The sequence below is a fragment of the Gordonia sp. Z-3 genome (assembly GCF_036233855.1).
Lineage (GTDB): Bacteria > Actinomycetota > Actinomycetes > Mycobacteriales > Mycobacteriaceae > Gordonia > Gordonia tangerina.
In genome coordinates this window covers 97,607-114,504 of the sequence record NZ_JAZARS010000015.1, presented here as the reverse complement: position 1 = coordinate 114,504, position 16,898 = coordinate 97,607, and the positions used below count along the sequence as shown (strand labels likewise).

Annotated in this window: 12 protein-coding genes; 3 read left to right on the top strand and 9 right to left on the bottom strand. The window is 67.3% G+C overall.

From position 1 onward, the window contains the following. Positions 1-19: 19 nt before the first annotated feature. Positions 20-1,012: a hypothetical protein gene (locus VX037_RS17610; RefSeq protein WP_328715142.1), complete on the top strand. Its 993-nt coding sequence runs from the start codon at positions 20-22 to the stop codon at positions 1,010-1,012. Positions 1,013-1,037: 25 nt separating this feature from the next. Here the strand turns inward: VX037_RS17610 and VX037_RS17605 are convergent, their stop codons facing one another. Together VX037_RS17605 and VX037_RS17600 are read right to left on the bottom strand one after the other, a co-directional pair. Beyond that, entirely contained in the window at positions 1,038-1,817 is a 780-nt protein-coding gene (locus VX037_RS17605) for a MerR family transcriptional regulator (RefSeq protein ID WP_266062820.1), read from the bottom strand. 35 nt (positions 1,818-1,852) lie between these two features. Beyond that, entirely contained in the window at positions 1,853-2,428 is a 576-nt protein-coding gene (locus tag VX037_RS17600) for a TetR/AcrR family transcriptional regulator (RefSeq protein ID WP_235721903.1), read from the bottom strand. A gap of 98 nt (positions 2,429-2,526) precedes the next feature. On the opposite strand from VX037_RS17600, the gene VX037_RS17595 reads away from it, so the two are divergent. Then, a complete protein-coding gene (locus tag VX037_RS17595; protein ID WP_287014926.1) occupies positions 2,527-4,086 on the top strand; it encodes an MFS transporter in 1,560 nt (519 codons plus the stop codon). On the opposite strand, the gene VX037_RS17590 is transcribed toward VX037_RS17595, so the two are convergent. From VX037_RS17590 to VX037_RS17565, 6 genes are all read right to left on the bottom strand, one after another. Further along, positions 4,051-5,187: a PDR/VanB family oxidoreductase gene (locus tag VX037_RS17590; protein WP_287014927.1), complete on the bottom strand. Its 1,137-nt coding sequence runs from the start codon at positions 5,185-5,187 to the stop codon at positions 4,051-4,053. The genes VX037_RS17595 and VX037_RS17590 overlap by 36 nt on opposite strands. A gap of 4 nt (positions 5,188-5,191) precedes the next feature. Beyond that, positions 5,192-6,085, bottom strand: a complete 894-nt coding sequence (locus tag VX037_RS17585) for a metal-dependent hydrolase (protein WP_287014928.1) — start codon at positions 6,083-6,085, stop codon at positions 5,192-5,194. Between the two features lie 4 nt (positions 6,086-6,089). Continuing rightward, positions 6,090-7,877 (bottom strand): SDR family oxidoreductase, encoded by a 1,788-nt coding sequence (locus VX037_RS17580; protein WP_328715140.1) that lies wholly within the window; start codon positions 7,875-7,877, stop codon positions 6,090-6,092. Between the two features lie 240 nt (positions 7,878-8,117). Beyond that, on the bottom strand, positions 8,118-9,371 hold the full coding sequence (locus VX037_RS17575; RefSeq protein ID WP_235721908.1) for a pyridoxal phosphate-dependent aminotransferase: 1,254 nt from the start codon (positions 9,369-9,371) through the stop codon (positions 8,118-8,120). Positions 9,372-9,531: 160 nt separating this feature from the next. Then, positions 9,532-13,017 (bottom strand): heterodisulfide reductase-related iron-sulfur binding cluster, encoded by a 3,486-nt coding sequence (locus VX037_RS17570; RefSeq protein ID WP_287014930.1) that lies wholly within the window; start codon positions 13,015-13,017, stop codon positions 9,532-9,534. 272 nt (positions 13,018-13,289) lie between these two features. Next, a complete protein-coding gene (locus VX037_RS17565) occupies positions 13,290-14,699 on the bottom strand; it encodes a WS/DGAT/MGAT family O-acyltransferase (protein ID WP_287014931.1) in 1,410 nt (469 codons plus the stop codon). Between the two features lie 158 nt (positions 14,700-14,857). Between VX037_RS17565 and VX037_RS17560 the strand changes: the two genes are divergently transcribed. Further along, positions 14,858-15,475 (top strand): SanA/YdcF family protein, encoded by a 618-nt coding sequence (locus VX037_RS17560; protein ID WP_235721911.1) that lies wholly within the window; start codon positions 14,858-14,860, stop codon positions 15,473-15,475. Between the two features lie 54 nt (positions 15,476-15,529). On the opposite strand, the gene VX037_RS17555 is transcribed toward VX037_RS17560, so the two are convergent. Then, entirely contained in the window at positions 15,530-16,786 is a 1,257-nt protein-coding gene (locus VX037_RS17555; protein ID WP_235721912.1) for an acyltransferase, read from the bottom strand. Positions 16,787-16,898 lie beyond the last annotated feature (112 nt).

The window sequence follows — 16,898 nt, the reverse complement described above, 5'->3', positions numbered from 1 at the left end:
CCGCAGGGCATCAGGTCCCATGACTCATTCTGTGACAACCGTCGGTCGCGGCGCCGCCGCCACGACCAGATCTCCGGTGCGCCGACTCAGTGCCGGCTTTCTGCGTGAGGTCGCGGAGAGTCAACGGGCGCGGGACATCGACCCGTCGCCGCTGTTTCTGCTGGTGAACATCACCGAGAACGGTGCGCACGTATCGACGATCGACCCGGAGACCGCGGCGGTGGTCGCTGATCGCCGCGACCGCATGCGCCGACCTGGCCAACGCGATGTCGCCGCAATGTGTCACACGGCGGAACTGACCGCGCCGGGACACATCGGCTCGGTAGTGCTCTCGACCGGTCACGACTCATCTCCCGATCTCGTCGCGACGATCGAAGCGCAGACCGAGCTACCGGTCCTGGTAGTGGAGCCGCGCTCGCCGCATGCCGGTGGCGGCGCGATGCCGACACCGGCCCCCACGGCGCAGACGCCGCCCGATCCGGCCACGGATCCGACGTCGGATCGGCCTGCCGAGAAGCGGCAGTGGCTCGCCAAACCTCGGGTCGCCCTCGGTATCGTCGCGGTCTGCGCCATCATCGGCGTCGGCACCGCACTGGTCTTCGCTGCGGTGATCGCAGTGTTCGCCGGCGACGACGTCGACAACCCCGACGGATTGTCCGCATTCGTCGGCGACGAACAGACGTCGGCCCCGGCCGACCCTGCTGGCGGTGGCGACGACGATTCGGGGCCGAAGCAGCCCGATCCGGTGAATCCCGGTCAGGTGGAGCCGACGCAACTCGACGCGGCGCGGCGACCGGCCGCGCAGTACGTCCCACCCCCACCGCCAGAGCCCACGTGGTCGGCCACCGATCCGGCGCCGGGTGGTCCGCCGCAGCGGCGTACTCCGGGCGAACCGGCGCCACCGCCTCCGCCGGCCCCCGCTCCGGCGCCGATCCCGGCACCGCCTCCACCCCAGCAGCGGACCATTCCCAATCCGATTCCTGGGCTTCCGCCGATCGTCGTGCCGTTCTGACGAGGCGGAGGTCGCGGGCCCCGGTCTACTGTGCGGGCGGAATGTCCGCAGGGCCCGTGGCCGACGCGCGCGCCCGGTTGAGGTAGTCGTTGAGCTGGCGAGCCAGGTCGCGATCGAGAGCACGGTCGAGCGCGTTGTGCGCCGACACCGAACCGGCTCGTCTCAGCTCCCCCAAAAGTTGTGCTGCCCAGTCAGATTCGGCTGCGGTGCGAGGTATCCACCCATCCTCGTGACCCTCGGTCACGGCGCGTCGGCCGGCCGAGATGACGATCTCCGCGACGGCCGACATCTCGTGGTCGAGCCGACCGTGTACATCGAGGATGCCGCTCAACGGCAGACCGAGCTTCACCAGACGTCCGTAGGCGGACACGGTCTCCTGGTCGAGGATCGTGTACCGCTCCGGTGGGTCGCCGGGTCCGTCGGCCTCGATCAGCCCGTAGGCGGCCAGCCGCTCGTAGTGTGCGGGATTCCCCGAGTTGAGCAGGTCGCGCAGCTCGTCGGCGGAGATCGTCGTCGAGGTCGCCGTCGACCACGGCTCGGAGACGAGCTCTTCGACGCCGAGTACCTCGGCCAGATTCTCGCCACGCTGCAAACCCGACAGGAACTCGCCGATGTGGCGGATCGTGAAGCCTCGTTTGAGAAGGTCGTTGATCACTTTGAGGCGCGCCAGATGTGCGTCGGTGTAGATCGCGATCCGGCCGCGGCGCAACGGCCGGGGCAGGAGACCGCGGTCCTGGTAGCCGCGGACGTTGCGGGTCGTGGTGCCGGCGGCGCGTGCGAGATCGTCGATCCGGTATTCGGTCACCGCGACATTCTCCCAGATCGACTGCCGCTCTCGGGTCACGGTGCCAGGCCCCGGGCGATCAACAGCAGGACGTCCTCGTAGTTCGCGGCGGCGTCGACGAACGGCGGATGCGCCGACGTCAGTTCCAGGCTCACCGCCCCGTGAACGCAGGCCCATGTCTGCGCGGCCAGCGCCACGGGGTCGCCGTCGCGGATGACGCCTGCTGCCTGGCCGTATCGCACGATGTCGACGAGGACCCCGAAGGCGGCCGCCGCCACTTCGTCGTCGGCGTGGCACTCGGTGGAGAACATCAGCTCGTAGAGACGGGGGTGGGCCACCGCGAACTCGCGATACCTGTGCCCGCTGGCCAGAAGTCGCGCCGAAGCATCGGCGTCGACCGCCGCGATATGCGTGCTGAAGTCCCGGAAACCGTCGGTGACGACCGCGTCGAGGAGGCCGTCCTTGCCGTCGAAATGGTTGTAGACGCCCATCGGCGCCACGCCGGCTTCGGTCGCCACCGCCCGCACGGTCAAGGCCGACGGACCCTCCCGCTCGAGCAATGTGCGCGCCGCGGACAGCAGGTTGGCGCGAACCTCCGTCGCGCGGGTGCGCGGATTCTTGGTCGGCGACATGTTGACAACCCTACTAGCACGGCGTTCTACTTGAATAGAACAACGTGCTACAACACTATGACAGCGTTCTAAATATCCGCTTCTTCGGAGGAAAGACCATGCGTACTCGTTGGTGGGCCCTGGCGGCCCTCTGCTTTGCCGAGCTGTTGGTGATGGTCGACAACACGATCGTCAACGTCGCGCTGCCCACCATGGCGCGCGATCTCGATGCCGGGATCTCCGGGCTGCAGTGGATCGTCGACGCCTACACCCTGGTGTTCGCCGGGCTGCTGCTCACCGGCGGCTACCTCGGTGACCGCTTCGGACATCGGCGGATGCTGCTGAGCGGCATTGCCGGATTCGCCGCGGTCTCCGCCCTCGCCGCGTCCTCGCAGACCCTCGGGCAGCTCATCGCGGCACGCGCCGGACTCGGCCTGTTCGCCGCGCTGGTGTTTCCCGCCACCCTCGCCATCATCGTCTCGATCTTCGTCGGGTCACGCGAACGTGCTGCGGCGGTAGGTATCTGGGCCGCGACCTCGGGTATCGCGGTGGCGATCGGTCCGGTGCTGGGTGGCTGGCTGCTCGAGCACTACACCTGGGCTTCGGTGTTCTGGGTGAATCTGCCGCTCGCCGCACTCGCCGTGATCGCCATCGTCGCGGTGGTCCCGGGCACCCGGCCCGCGCGCGTCTCCCGGTTCGATCTGCCCGGACTCGTCTTGTCGGTGGTGGGCCTGGGCCTGCTGACCTATTCGGTGATCGAGGGGCCGCACTTCGGGTGGACCGACCCGCGGACGATCGGGGGTCTGGTGGTCGCAGTGGTGGCGCTGGGCCTGTTCGCGTGGCGTGAGCTCACCGTGGACCATCCGATTCTCAACGTGCGGCTGTTCGCCAACCGCCACTTCGCCACCGCCGCAGCGATGATCAGCGTCGCCTTCTTTGCGCTGTTCGGCTTCATCTTCCTGATCACCCAGTTCTTCCAGGCGGTCAAGGGCTACGGTCCGCTCGAGGCCGGCCTGCGCACGGTGCCGTTCGCAGTGGTGATGGCCGTGTTCTCACCGGTGGCGATGGCGCTGTCGCATCGGTTCGGGCCGCGACTGGTGGCGGTGGCCGGGGCGCTGCTGATGTCCGGCGGCTTCGCCCTGGTCGAGGTGTCGTCGCGAACCTCGGGGTATTGGGAATTGATCATCTGGTCGATGTCGCTGATGGCTATGGGCCTCGCGTTCATCTCCGGGCCGTGCACGCAGGTGATCATGGACGCGCTCGACCCCGAGCAGGCCGGCGCGGGGTCGGCGGTCAACGACACCACCCGCGAGATCGGCGGCACCCTGGGCGTTGCGGTGTTGGGATCGGTGCTCACCTCGGTCTACACCACGGGGGTGGCGGATCGACTGTCTGCGTTGGGTTTGCCGCAGACCGTGTCGGGCCTCGCCGAGGACTCGGTGATGGCCGGCGTGGAGGTGGCGCGACAGGCGCCCGCGACGGTGGCCGACCCGATCCGGATCGCGGTGCAGGAGGTGTTCGTCGACGGACTCCACGGCGCGGTGTGGGTGGCCGTCGCCATCACTTCGGCCGCTGCGCTCGCTGCGTTGATTCTGCTGCGGGGCGCACCGCGCGGCCACCGCGCCCAGCCCGACACCGAAGCGTCACAGCTCGAGCGTGAGGTCCCCGCGACCGCGTGACACGCAGGTGAGGAATGCGCCGCCGGCTCGTTCGGGTTCGGTGAGGATGTTGTCGCGGTGATCGGGCTCGCCGGACAACATTCTCACCTTGCACGTGCCACAGAAGCCCTGCTGACACGAGTACGGCACCAATCCGACCTCACGCCGCAAGGCCGCCAGCGCAGTCTCGTCGGCGCTCACCGCGACCTGCCGGCCGGTCGAGGCGATGGTGACCGTGAACGGCTCGCCGTCCTCGACCGGGGGCGGACTGAACCGTTCGTAATGCAGTTCGATGTCCGGTCGGTCGGCGAGATGGGCGCGTAGGGACTCCAACATGGGCACCGGTCCGCAGCAGTACACCGCGAGTCCGGACGGGGCGCGGCCGGTGTGCGGGTCGAGCGGTCCCAACAGGTCGTCCATCGAGGGTAGTCCGTGTTCATCGTCGGTGCGGATCACCACCCGATCGCCGTAGCGGGCCACCTCGTCGACGAACGGGATCGACGCGCGACTGCGCCCGGTGTAGACCATCGACCAGTCGAGTTCGAAGCGCTCGGCCGCGGCGAGCATCGGCAGGATCGGGGTGATGCCGATGCCGGCGGCGATGAAGCGAACCGTGCGTGCCGGCGATCCGTGCCCGGGGATCGACAACGGGAAAGCGTTGCGTGGTCCCTTGACCGACACATCGGTGCCCACGGTCACGGTGTCGTGGACCTCGATCGATCCGCCACCGCCGTCGGGGATGCGCCGCACCGCGATCCGGTAGTGGAGGCGGTCGGCGGGGTCGCCGCACAGTGAGTATTCGCGCATACGGCCCGAGGCCAGCAGCAGGTCGAGGTGCGCGCCGGGATGCCACTGCGGGAGCGGACCGCCATCCGGGGCGCCGAAGGTCAGGGCCACCACATTCTCGTCCTCGGCCACCACGGTGCGGTCGATGACCCGCAGGGTCCGTACGCCGTCGTCGGTGGGCGGCTCGTGCAGCGGTGCCAGTGGACGCCAGAACGGCCACCATATCTTCGCAATCATGGTGCCGGCCAACAGCAACGGATCGTGCCGCCAACGGCCATAGAGATGCGGTGGGGGAGAAGTCATCTCGGTGCTGTGCGGGTGCGCGCGCTGATTCACCGGATCACCTTGCGTTGCGCGCTGCCGGTGATGCCGCGAGGTAGGCCACCGCCTGCGCGGTGCTGCCGATCTCGTTGGGATGGAAACCGGGGCGGAAGTAGCTGAAGGTGGCCCACACGATCTTGCGCATCTTCGGCAGCACACCGGCACGCACCCCGCGGTAGTAATGGTACTGGCGCTGAAAGAAGTTGTAGTGCACCGTGCAATCCTTCTTCATGATGAATCCGAACCCTCGATGGATCAGCACGAGCAGGATGGGTAGCACCACCAGCATCGCGCGGCCGCGGCGGAGATAACTATCACCGAAATGGACCGCCACATCGTGGGCCACCGCACGGTGCTCCACTTCTTCGGCGCCATGCCAGGTGAACAGGTCGGTCATTGCGGGGTCGGCACCTGTCTCGACCCAGGTGTTGTTGAGGGCGAAATCCCCGAGGATGGCGGTGTAGTGCTCGAGCGCCGCGATCAGCCAGAGGCGTTCGATCAGGTGCTTGCGCCGGGCAACTGGTGTTCCGGAGTCCATGGGACCCAACACTTTGCGGAAGATCCATTCCATCTGCCGCTGATATGGCCGGGGGTCGATGCCGTGGATGTCCAGGAATTCCCACAGCACATGGTCGTGGGCTTCGGCGTGCATGGCCTCCTGGCCGATGAATCCGCGCATCGACGCCGCGAGCTCGTCGTCGGCGACCAGGGGCAGCGCCTCGTTGTAGGTCTGCACGAACCATCGTTCGCCCTCCGGCAGCATCAGATTGAGCACGCTGATGAAGTTCGATGCGACCGGGTGGCCGGGTATCCAGTGCAGCGGGGTCTCGGTCCAGTCGAAGGTCACGTTGCGGGCATGCAACTCGACCGGCCCGGGATCGGAGCTGTCGACATCGAGCGGTTGGCCGATCATGGGGCTACCCCGTCACTTTCCGGCGCGCGGCGATCCGCGACAGCCACGGCGCGAATCGATAGATGCAATAACCGATCGCGGCTTCCGGGGTGACCGGCACGACGGCCTTGTTGTGCACGATCGCGTCGACGATGGCGCGGGCGACGCGGTCGGGTGTGAATCCCCGGCGACGGTACAGGCCGTCGAGGCGTCGCCGTTCGGCGTCCTCATCATCGGCCTGCAGGCCCGCGATCGGGGTGGCGCCGACGATGTTGGTGTCCACGATGCCGGGGCAGATCGCCGACACCCCGATCCGATGCTCGCCGAGCTCGGCGCGCAACGATTCCGAGAACAGCAGCACAGCCGCCTTGGAAGCGGCATACAACCCCAGGGAGCGCTGCGGGGTGAAGGCCGCCGCCGACGCCACGTTGACGATGTGCCCGCCGATCCCGCGTTCCACCATCTGCCGGCCGAACGCCCTGCTGCCGGAGATGACCCCGCGCAGATTCACGTCGAGTAGTCGGTCGACCTGATCATCGGTGGCGGCCAACGCGCCTCCGGCCAGTCCGATCCCGGCATTGTTGACGACGATGTCAGGAGTGCCGTGTCGATCACGCACCCGCGTGGCGAACTCGGTCACCGCCTCGACATCGGCGACGTCGACCTCGTAGGCCGCGGCCTGCGCGCCCAGTGCCTTGCTCTGCCGGGACGTCTCGTCGGCCCTGGTGAGATCGATGTCGGCGACGACCAACTCACACCCTTGCTCGGCCAGGGCGAATGCGGTCTCGCGCCCGATGCCGCTGCCGGCTCCGGTGATCACGGCCAGCTTCCCCGACAACGCCTGCGGCGCACCGAACACACGGGTGCGGTCCATTCGGGCGGCGATGTCGGGCGTCGACCGCGCGGCCTGCGTTGCGATGAAGTCGGATGCGCTGCGCACCAGATGGTCTGGGTTGGTGTAGGGCAGCCAGTGACCGGTTGGGGTAGAGCGGCGCCACAAGCGCTGCGCGTACTGGTAGGTGTCATCGAAGATCGCCGGTCGCAAGGCGATGTCGCGTTCGTTGACCAATTCGAGAGTCGGGACCAACGTCGGTCGGGCCCGCGGATCGATCAGCTTGGCGCGAATGTTGGCGCGGTACAGTCGAAGCCCTGAGATCATGTCCTGGCGCAGGGTGTCGCCGACGATCACCTGGTCACGCTCAGTGCCCTCCACCCGGTGCAGGAACTCGCGCCACACCGCCGCAGAACCGGCGACTCCGAAGAATAGCCGCGGCAGCACCGGCAGCTGGAAGAACACGGTGTATGCCGACGAACCCATCTGCGCCGCAGCGTGTCTGAGGTTGCGTGGCGTCGGGCGGCGCAGCTTCGCCCGGGCCCACGTGCCGAGCTGATCGAGGTTGGGTCCCGATACCGAGACGAAGGACGCGATCCGGTTCTCCGCGCCAGGCCGGGTGACCGCCTCCCACGCCTGCACCGACCCCCAGTCGTGGCCGATCACATGTACCGGCCGGTCGGGGCTCACGGCGTTGGCGACCGCGAACAGGTCGTCGGCGAGCCCTTCGAGCCGGTAGGCGGCATCGCCGTCGGGACGGTCGCTCTCGCCGAAGCCGCGGCAGTCGTAGGCCACGACGTGGAAGGCGTCGGCCAACGCCGGTGCGACATGTGTCCACAGATGGTGGGTGTCGGGCCAGCCATGTACGAGCAGCACCGTCGGCCGGTGCCCGTCGTCGTCGGTGGTGGCCGACCCTGCCACCTCGAAGACGGCCAATGACACGCCGTCGTTGTTGACTCGCTGTATACGCCAATCGACCATGCGACTCCCCTTCGAGACGATCGAATGGTGCTAGACGTTACCAAGCGTCACAGCAATACGTCCAGAGTTGTCTGTGACAAGGAGTCACAGTGAAGGGGCGTCGGGTGAGGACTGGTCTCGATACACCACCTCGCCTAGCGGCTCGGCGGTTACTCGACCAGCGGTTTGGTAGTTACTGCGTGGATCGAGTAGCCGCGAACGAAGTGAGTGGCGTATCGAGATCGACCAGCGGTTTGGCGGTCACTGTCGGTACGACGACAGGAAATTGCCGATCCGATCGATCGCCTCGTCGAGGTCACGCGCCCACGGCAGGGTGACGATCCGGAAGTGGTTGTGGTCGGTGAGGTTGAAACCGGTGCCCTGCACCACCAGGATCTTCTCCTGCAACAGCAGGTCCTGGACGAACAGCTCGTCGTTGTGGATCTCGTGCACGTTGGGGTCGAGTTTCGGGAAGGCATAGAGCGCGCCCATCGGTTTCACGCAGCTGACACCGGGGATGTTGTTGAGCTTCTCCCAGGTCACGTTGCGTTGCTCGAACAGGCGTCCGCCCGGTGCGACGAGTGCGTCGATGCTCTGGTAGCCGCCGAGGGCCACCTGGATGGCGTGCTGGCCGGGGACATTGGAGCACAGGCGAGTCGACGCGAGGATGCCGAGCCCTTCGATGAAGCCGCGCGCATGGTCCTTGGGGCCGGTCAGTACCAGCCAGCCGGCGCGGTATCCGCACACCCGGTAGGCCTTGGACAATCCGTTGAAGGTCAGGCACAACAGATCCGGCGCCAGCGAGGCGACGTTGATGTGCTCGGCGTCGTCGTAGAGGATCTTGTCGTAGATCTCGTCGGCCATGATCAGCAGCGAGTGCTGCCGGGCGAGTTCGACGAGTTGCTCGAGTACCTCGCGGGAGTAGACCGCGCCGGTCGGGTTGTTCGGGTTGATGATCACGATCGCCTTGGTGCGATCGGTGATCTTGGAAGCGATGTCGGCGACGTCGGGGTTCCAGCCGTTGTCCTCGTCGCAGCGGTAGTGCACCGGCCGACCACCCGACAGTGACGTCATCGCCGTCCACAGCGGATAGTCCGGCGCCGGGATCAACACCTCGTCGCCGTCGTTGAGCAAAGCCTGCATCGTCATGGTGATGAGCTCGGACACCCCGTTGCCGAGGATGACGTCGTCGACGTCGAAGTAGGGGAACTCGGGGAGGAGCTCGTAGCGGGTGACCACGGCGCGCCGCGCCGACAGCACCCCCGCGGACTCCGAATAGCCCTGGGAGTAGGGCAGCGCATGGATCATGTCGCGCATGATCACGTCGGGGGCCTCGAACCCGAACAGCGCCGGATTGCCGATGTTGAGCTTGAGAATCCGGTGTCCCTCGGACTCGAGCCGCGCCGCGTTCGCGTGAACCGGACCTCTGATCTCGTAGCACACGTTCTGCAGCTTCTGTGACTGCTCGAGCGGCTTGAGGTTCTGGTTCAGGTGGGATACATGCGGTCTACTCACGAGTTCAATTGTGACAGTCCAGCGCAAACGGGTTTTCCGCGACACCGTGACCACGACGACGCGGCGAGCTCACGGTGTCACAACAGATACCCCGAAACGCCAACACCACCTTGGTTCGGTTCCAAGGTGGTGTTGGCGAATAAGGGTGGCGACCCGATGACTAGGAGTGGCCGGGCCGCTTCTTGCCCGCGGCGATGCCGAATCCCTTGGCCTTGGATGCGCCGGTCTCGGCGATCGTCTTGTCCGACGACCCGTTCGGCGACGGGGCCGATTCCTCGGCAGGCGAATCGGCTTCGGTGTCGGCTGGGGTTTCGGCCGTCTCCGGTTCCGCCGGGGGTGCGGGTTGGGTCGGCTCCGGTTCGCTCGCGGGCTCCGGTGTCGCGGGCTCTGCTGTCTCGGGAGACGGTGCGGCTGCGGCCGGTGCCGCCTTGCCGATGCCGCCGGGACGCTTCTTGCCCGCCGCCATGCCGAAGCCCTTGGCCTTGCCGGGCTTCGCTTCCGTGGCAGCAGCTGCGGAGGTCGTCGCGGATGCATCCTCGGCTGCTGCGGCCCCGCCATCGGCAGGAGCCCCGGCGGTCTCCGCCGGAGCGGACGCCTCAGCCGGTGCCGCGGTCCCCGCCGGTGCCGCCGACGCGTCCGGCGCGGCGGCCTTGCCGGCGCCACCGGGACGCTTCTTGCCGGCGGCCATGCCGAAGCCCTTGGCCTTCCCCGCCTTTGCCTCAGTGGCTGCGCCGCCGGAGGTCGCGGCGGTCTCGGTGTCGGCCGTGGCTGCTGCCTCGGGCGCCGATTCCGCTTCGGCCACCTTGTTCTCCGCCGGCGCGGTCACCCCCGCGGCCGGGGCCGCGGCGTTCGACGCCGCACCCGGGCGCTTGGCCTTACCCATGCCGAAGCCCTTGGCGGCCGGCTTCTTCTCCACCGGCGGGTTGTCGGCGGAGGTGGCCGCCGCGGTGGATTCGACTGCCGCCGACGACTCGGCCTCGGCGGGCGCGGGTGCTGCGGACCCGGCGTCGGCCTTGGCCGTACCGGGCTTCTTGGCTTTGGCGCCCATGCCGAAGCCCTTGGCAGCGGGCTTCTTCTCGGCAGGCTTGCTCTCGGCGGGCTTGCTTTCGGCTGGTGCGGAATCGGCAGGCTTGGCCTCGGCCGGCGCCGTGGCCTTCGCCGACGCCCCCGGCTTCTTGCCGCCCTTCATGCCCAGGCCGACCTTCGGTTTCGGCTTGGCCTCGGTGGCCGTCGCGGTTGCCCCCGCCGCCGTCGCAGCCGCAGCCGGCTCCGGTTCGGATTCCTGCGCTGCTGCGGGCTCGGGTTCGGTGGTCGGCACCGATGCGGGACCGAGGTACCGTCCGCCACGCTTGACCTCGGGGGCGCCGCGCTTGACCGACTCCAGCAGCAGCTGGGCCACGTCGACGACCTCGATCTTGCCTTCTTGCTCGGTATTCGCCGTGCGGGCGGTCACGCCGTCGGTGAGCATCACGCGGCAGAACGGGCAGCCGGTGGCAACCTTCTGCGGCGCATCCCCGTTCGGCGTGCCGAGAGTATCGAGCGCCTCGTCGACCCGGTCGATGTTGATGCGCTTGCCGATCTGCTCTTCCATCCACATGCGGGCGCCACCGGCACCGCAGCACATGGACCGTTCGCCGTGCCGCGGCATCTCGGTGAGGTTCGAGCCGGATGCGGCCATCAGCTCACGCGGGGCGTCGTAGACCTTGTTGTGGCGGCCCAGGTAGCAGGGGTCGTGGTAGGTGACGCCCTCGCCGAGCGGGGCGACCGGCACCAGGCGCTTCTCCCGGACCAGTTTGTTGAGCAGCTGCGTGTGGTGTACGACCTCGTACTTCGCGCCGAGCTGCGGGTACTCGTTGCCCAGCGCGTTGAAGCAGTGCGCACAGGTGACGACGATCTTCTTGCGCTGCTGCGGCGCGGTGGCGAACACCTCGCCGAGCATCTCGATGTTCTGCTGGGCGAGCATCTGGAACAGGAACTCGTTGCCCGCGCGGCGTGCGGAGTCGCCGGTACAGGTCTCGCCCTCGCCGAGCACCAGGAAGTTGACGGCCGCGACGTCGAGCAGCTCGGCGACGGCCTTGGTGGTCTTCTTCGCGCGATCCTCGTATGCGCCGGCGCAACCGACCCAGAACAGGTACTCGAAGCCTTCGAAGGTTTCCACGTCCTGGCCGAAGACCGGGATCTCGATGTCCATCTCGGAGATCCAGTTGGTGCGCGCCGAGGCGTTCTGGCCCCACGGGTTGCCCTTGTTCTCCAGGTTCTTGAACATGCCGGCGAGCTCGGTCGGGAAGTCCGACTCGATCAGCACCTGATAGCGACGCATGTCCAGGATGTGGTCGACGTGTTCGATGTCGACCGGGCACTGCTCCACGCAGGCACCGCAGGTGGTGCAGCTCCACAGGGTCTCGGTGTCGATGACGGCACCGAGGGCGGCCGGATCGAACTCGCCGTCGGCGGCCTCGATGCCGTTGCCGCCGCCCAGCGCGCCGTGCGATTCGCCGACCAGCTTGCGCGCTGCCTCGGCGCGGGCTTCCTCGGGAATCGCGTTGAGCTTGGCTTCATCGACGTTGCCGTCGGCGTCGACCAGTCCCACCTCGTCGCCGGCCATGTCCTGCTTGCCGCCCGCGAGCAGGTAGGGCGCCTTGGCGTAGCCGTGGTCGCGCAGCGACATGATCAGCAGCTTCGGCGACAGCGGCTTACCGGTGTTCCATGCCGGGCACTGACTCTGGCATCGGCCACACTCGGTGCAGGTGGTGAAGTCCAGCCAGCCCTTCCAGGAGAAGTCCTCGATCTTGCCGGCACCGAACGCGTCGACGTCGGGGTCGGCGGTCTCCATGTCGAGGACCTTGCCCTGGCTCATCATCGGCTTGAGCGCGCCCAGAGCGACGCCCCCGTCGGCCTCACGCTTGAAGTAGATGTTGACGAACGCCGCGAACCGGTGCCAGGCCACACCCCAGTTGATGTTGCGCCCGACCACGGCCAGCCAGATCATCGCCGAGAGCAGTTTGATCACGGCCATCGCCGAGACGGTCCACTCGGGCGCGCCCTCGAAAGGCATCGCCAGGTAGTGCAGCGTCGGTGACGCCCAGATCGGGGCGTGCTCGATGCCCGAGGCGATCTTGAAGAACTTCACCCCGAGCATGCCCAGGCCCTCGATGATGACGACTGCTTCGACGAAATAGGCGGCACCGAAATTCGAGCCCGAGAACCGCGACAGGCGCTCCGGGACACGGGGGTGGTTGAGCTGGCGCACGATCACCAGTGCGACACCGCCGATGACAGTGGCCCAGCCCAGGACCTCCTCGGCCAGCACGTAGGGGCCCCAGGTGCCCAGCCACGGCCAGTGGAAGTGCGGATCGAAGGCCTGCCCGTAGGCCTCGAAGACGAAGATGAAGCCGAGTAGGAAGCCCACCATCACCAGCCAGTGCGCCCAACCGACGGTTCGGAACTTCGCCATCCTGGTGTGCGCAGCGAACTCGACGACGACCGTCTTGATACGCGGCAGGATCGGGAAGATTCGCGCTGAGTCGATCTTCTGGCCGTGGCTGATGGTGCGGACCATCTTCCCGACGCCCTGGAAGAAGATCGCCCAGCAGACGAGACTGACGAGGGTCGTGATGGTACCGATGGCGATCGTCGTGGAAGTCACGGGCGCGTCCCGGCCTTTCTTTGGGTCGGCATCGGCCCATCTGCGCAGGGCTTTGGCGCACGCGGGCCGACGTGTACTACAGGTAACCGTAGTTCCTGGCGGTGGATCGGCGCTGCCAAGGCTGACCTAACTAACGCTCGGCGTCCACCGCCGTGGTCCACTGGATAATACTCGCGAGTAACTTACTGTCGAGTCAGGTCGCGGTAGGTGGCGCTTCTTGTGGCAAGCGTCACCGGAAGGGGAGCGGCGATGCGGGTCTCATGGGGTGGATCTCATGGGACCGACCTCAGCGGGCGAACCCCGGCGACCTTCTCCAGATCGTCGAGCGCGGTGTCGAGGTGGGTGAGGATGCGCTGCAGGCTCGGCAGTTCCTTGCGAGCGCCGATCAATCCGAAATTCACTTGATCGGCGGTGGTGGTGAGGGTGATGTTGAGCGCTTGCCCGTGCATCGCGATCGACACCGGATAGCAGCCGTCGAGGGCCGCACCATTCCAGTACATCGGCCGCGACGGACCGGGCACATTGCTGATCAGCACATTGAACTGCGGCGGTGTGGATCGAACGAATCCCGGGATGGGCGCCAGCGCCAGCGGAGCGAATGTCGCCGCACCGAACGCCAGTGCCTGCAGCGGTGAGAGCCCGCGAATCACCTGTTTGGCCTTGCGGGTGGAGGCGATCACGGCGGCGAGGCGGCGCTCCGGGTCGGGCTGATCGGTCGCGAGATTCGCCATGATGGCGGTGACCGCGTTGCCCTCGGAGCTCTTGTCGGTGCGCGTCGAGACCGGCATCGCCGCGATCAGCGGGTCATCCGGAAGCGCGTCCTGGTCGATCAGGTAGGCGCGCAACGCGCCGGCGCACATTGTGACGACGACGTCATTGAGGGTGATGTCGAGCGCCTGACCGACCGCATCGAGGCGCTGCCGCGGCCACTGTTGGGCGGCGAATCGGCGAGCACTGCCGATCGGGACGTCGAGGATCGTCTTGGGTGCGGGCACGAACGGCGGCGCGAAGGCGTCGTCGGTGATCCCCGCCCATGCGATCTTCGCTGCGGCCGGACCGGCGCCCACGATCTGCCCCGTCAGGTTCAGCGCCTGACCGAGCGGGGCGGTGAGCCGCGAGCGCAGGGAAGCGCCGGTGGTCTCGCGGGGCGGTCGGCGGCGCAGCAGTGCGGTGTCCCACCACGCGGTCCCGGTGCGGTCGTTGGGATCCGGCGACAGCGAGTTCTCCAACAGTCGCAGTGCGGAGATCCCGTCGACCAGTGAGTGATGGATCTTGGTGTAGATCGCCACCCGGCCATCGTCGAGGCCTTCGATGATGTGCAGTTCCCACATCGGCCGGGTGCGGTCGAGCAGCGCGCTGTGGTTGAGCGACACATAGCGCAGTAGTTCGCGGATCCGGCCCGGACGGGGTAGGACCGCGCGTCGGACGTGATAGTCGACGTCGATCTCGTCGTCGTACGACCAGGCCAGCGTCCCGAGCAGCGCGGCCGGTGACGCCGGGCGTTTGCGAAACAGTGGCCGAATGTCCGCGCATGAGTGAAACGTCTCGACGATTTCCTCGGCGAGCTCGGTCGCCGACTGCCCCTCGCGCGGGATGAACAATTGCAGTCCACCCGCATGCATCGGCTGTTCCCGGGTCTCGGCGATGAGGAACATCGATTCGGTGACCGGCATGTAGGGCATCGTTAGGACCTCCCGGGATCATCGAGCAGGGTGCTCCGCGACAATGCGTTGTTCCAGTATCGGCCCGGGTCCACGCCGCGCGGGCGTTTTCGGCCACTTGAGTTGGTGGGGTTCGTGTCACGGGGATCGGTGGCTGCGCTCGGGTATCGTGATCCCCGATGCAGTCGGCGGCGCGGTGGGTGGTGCTCATCGGGTTGGTGGCGGTGGAACTGATCGTCACCAGTGCGGGGACCTGGATCTATTTCGCTTCCGCCGGAAGGGTTCTCGAGATCGACGACGTGCCGGCCGGGTCCACTGCCCTCGTTCTGGGGTCGCTCGTCGAGGACGGTACACCCGGTTCCTACGTCCAGGGCCGCCTCGACACCGCTGTCGAACTCTACGAATCGGGCCGGGTCAGCCGCATCATCAACTCGGGTAACGGCACTGCCGCGGCCGGCGACGAGCCAGCGGTGATGCGCCGCGACCTCAAGTCACGCGGTGTCCCGGCCGACGTCATCGTCGACGACCCGCTGGGTATGGACACCGATGCCAGCTGCCGCCGCGTCCACGACGACTTCGGCCTGCGCGCCGTGGTGATCGTCACCCAGGACTTCCACCTCACCCGCGCCATCGCACTGTGCCGGGCGCATGGGGTCGACGCGACCGGAGTCACGGCTCGGTGTGAGTGCGCCACCTGGACTGTCGTCCGCAACCATTTGCGCGAACTGCTGCTGGCGAGACCCCGTGCGTTGCTGGGATTGCCGGTTCGCGGCTCTCTGTTCTCGGCGGCTCGGTAGGCCGCAATCCGTCGACGCCTGGCAGTCAGATGAGGCCCACCGGCCCGGCCGGCGTCACGCCGCGGTGCGTCGCAGGCGCAGTCGGGGGCGACCGGTGAGATACACCGAACCGGGCAGGCGACGCAGTAGCTCCATCAACAGCAGCGAACCGGCGATGGTGAGCACGTAGGTGCCGATCGTGCCCCACGGCTGACCGAGGGTGGCCAGAATCCACGGCTGATCGCCGGACTGCGGTTTCAGTACGAAATACAACACCAGCACATGTGCCAGGAACACCCCGAACGACCGGTTGGAGGCGAAGGCGACGACGCGGGCGAACCGAGGCGTGAACTCGCGCCACGTCTTTCCCCAGTGTGCGGCCGCCGCGTAGAGGCAGGTGATGGCCACGATCAGAAAAGGCAACAGCCACGGGAAGAACGCGGAGTCGTGGTCGTGCACGGGCTGCCCGCCGAACCAGACGCCGCCGAGGTAGATGCCCACGGCGAGCGTGCCGGTCGCGACCAGCGCACCGAACAGCCACCACCCCTTGCCCTGCAGCCACCGGCCGATGGCGTCGCGGTGCACCGCGGCCACCGCGCCGTAGAGGATGAAGAACTGATACGGCACGAAGGTCGCGTAGTGATGCCACCAGTACTCGGCGACCGTCGGCGGGGGCGTCCACCAGGTGATCGTTATGGTGATGGCGACCTGCACGGCCAGGCTGGCGCCCAGCAACAGCGCGTGGCGGCCGGCGGTACGCCGCACCAGCCACAGGATGAGCGGAAAGAGTAGGTACACCTGCAGCATTACGAACAGGAAGTACATCTGGAAGCCCGACAGCCCCCAGGCCGCGAGCTCGGCGAACTCGCGGAGACCGCCGATCGGGTCGGCGGCCAGCTCGCCGATTCGGCCGCGCGCCCACACCTGCTGCACCAACCAGTAGATGGCCGACCAGATGAGGTACGGGAAGATCACCAACTTGATGCGGCGCCGCCAGAACGTCGTGGTTTGGAAGTCGGCCTTGTCGTAGTTCTGATACATCAACACGAAACCGGTGAGGGCGAAGAACGTGTTGCGGGTGAAGTGCAGCAGCAACGAGGTGGTGTTGACCGGCAGGTTGTTGAATTCGTCGGTGGTCTGGGTCAGGCAATGCACAAAGATGACCAGCGAGAATGTGGTCGCGCGGATGAGATCGAGATGGTGGAGGTAGGCACGTTTGCCGACCCGGTGGATTGTCGCGGCGGCCCTTGCCGCGCTGGTGTCAGTGGGAGCGGACTCACCGCCGGTGGACGTGGAGTCCCCGTCGTCGTGCCGTGGTGTGTAGGTCGTCATGCGTGTGCCAGGGCCCCAAAACCGTTCGATGGCCGATCCGCCGTGGCGCGGATCGCGTCGCTCAAGTTAGCAACCCGACCTGGGTGCAGGCTGAGGCGTCGTCGCCGGCCAT

Excerpts from the sequence above, each read along its gene's own strand:
- VX037_RS17610 (WP_328715142.1), top strand. The coding sequence starts at position 20 with ATGACTCATTCTGTGACAACCGTCGGTCGCGGCGCCGCCGCCACGACC.
- VX037_RS17600 (WP_235721903.1), bottom strand. The coding sequence starts at position 2,428 with ATGTCGCCGACCAAGAATCCGCGCACCCGCGCGACGGAGGTTCGCGCC.
- VX037_RS17595 (WP_287014926.1), top strand. The coding sequence starts at position 2,527 with ATGCGTACTCGTTGGTGGGCCCTGGCGGCCCTCTGCTTTGCCGAGCTG.
- VX037_RS17585 (WP_287014928.1), bottom strand. The coding sequence starts at position 6,085 with ATGATCGGCCAACCGCTCGATGTCGACAGCTCCGATCCCGGGCCGGTC.
- VX037_RS17580 (WP_328715140.1), bottom strand. The coding sequence starts at position 7,877 with ATGGTCGATTGGCGTATACAGCGAGTCAACAACGACGGCGTGTCATTG.
- VX037_RS17565 (WP_287014931.1), bottom strand. The coding sequence starts at position 14,699 with ATGCCCTACATGCCGGTCACCGAATCGATGTTCCTCATCGCCGAGACC.
- VX037_RS17560 (WP_235721911.1), top strand. The coding sequence starts at position 14,858 with ATGCAGTCGGCGGCGCGGTGGGTGGTGCTCATCGGGTTGGTGGCGGTG.
- VX037_RS17555 (WP_235721912.1), bottom strand. The coding sequence starts at position 16,786 with ATGACGACCTACACACCACGGCACGACGACGGGGACTCCACGTCCACC.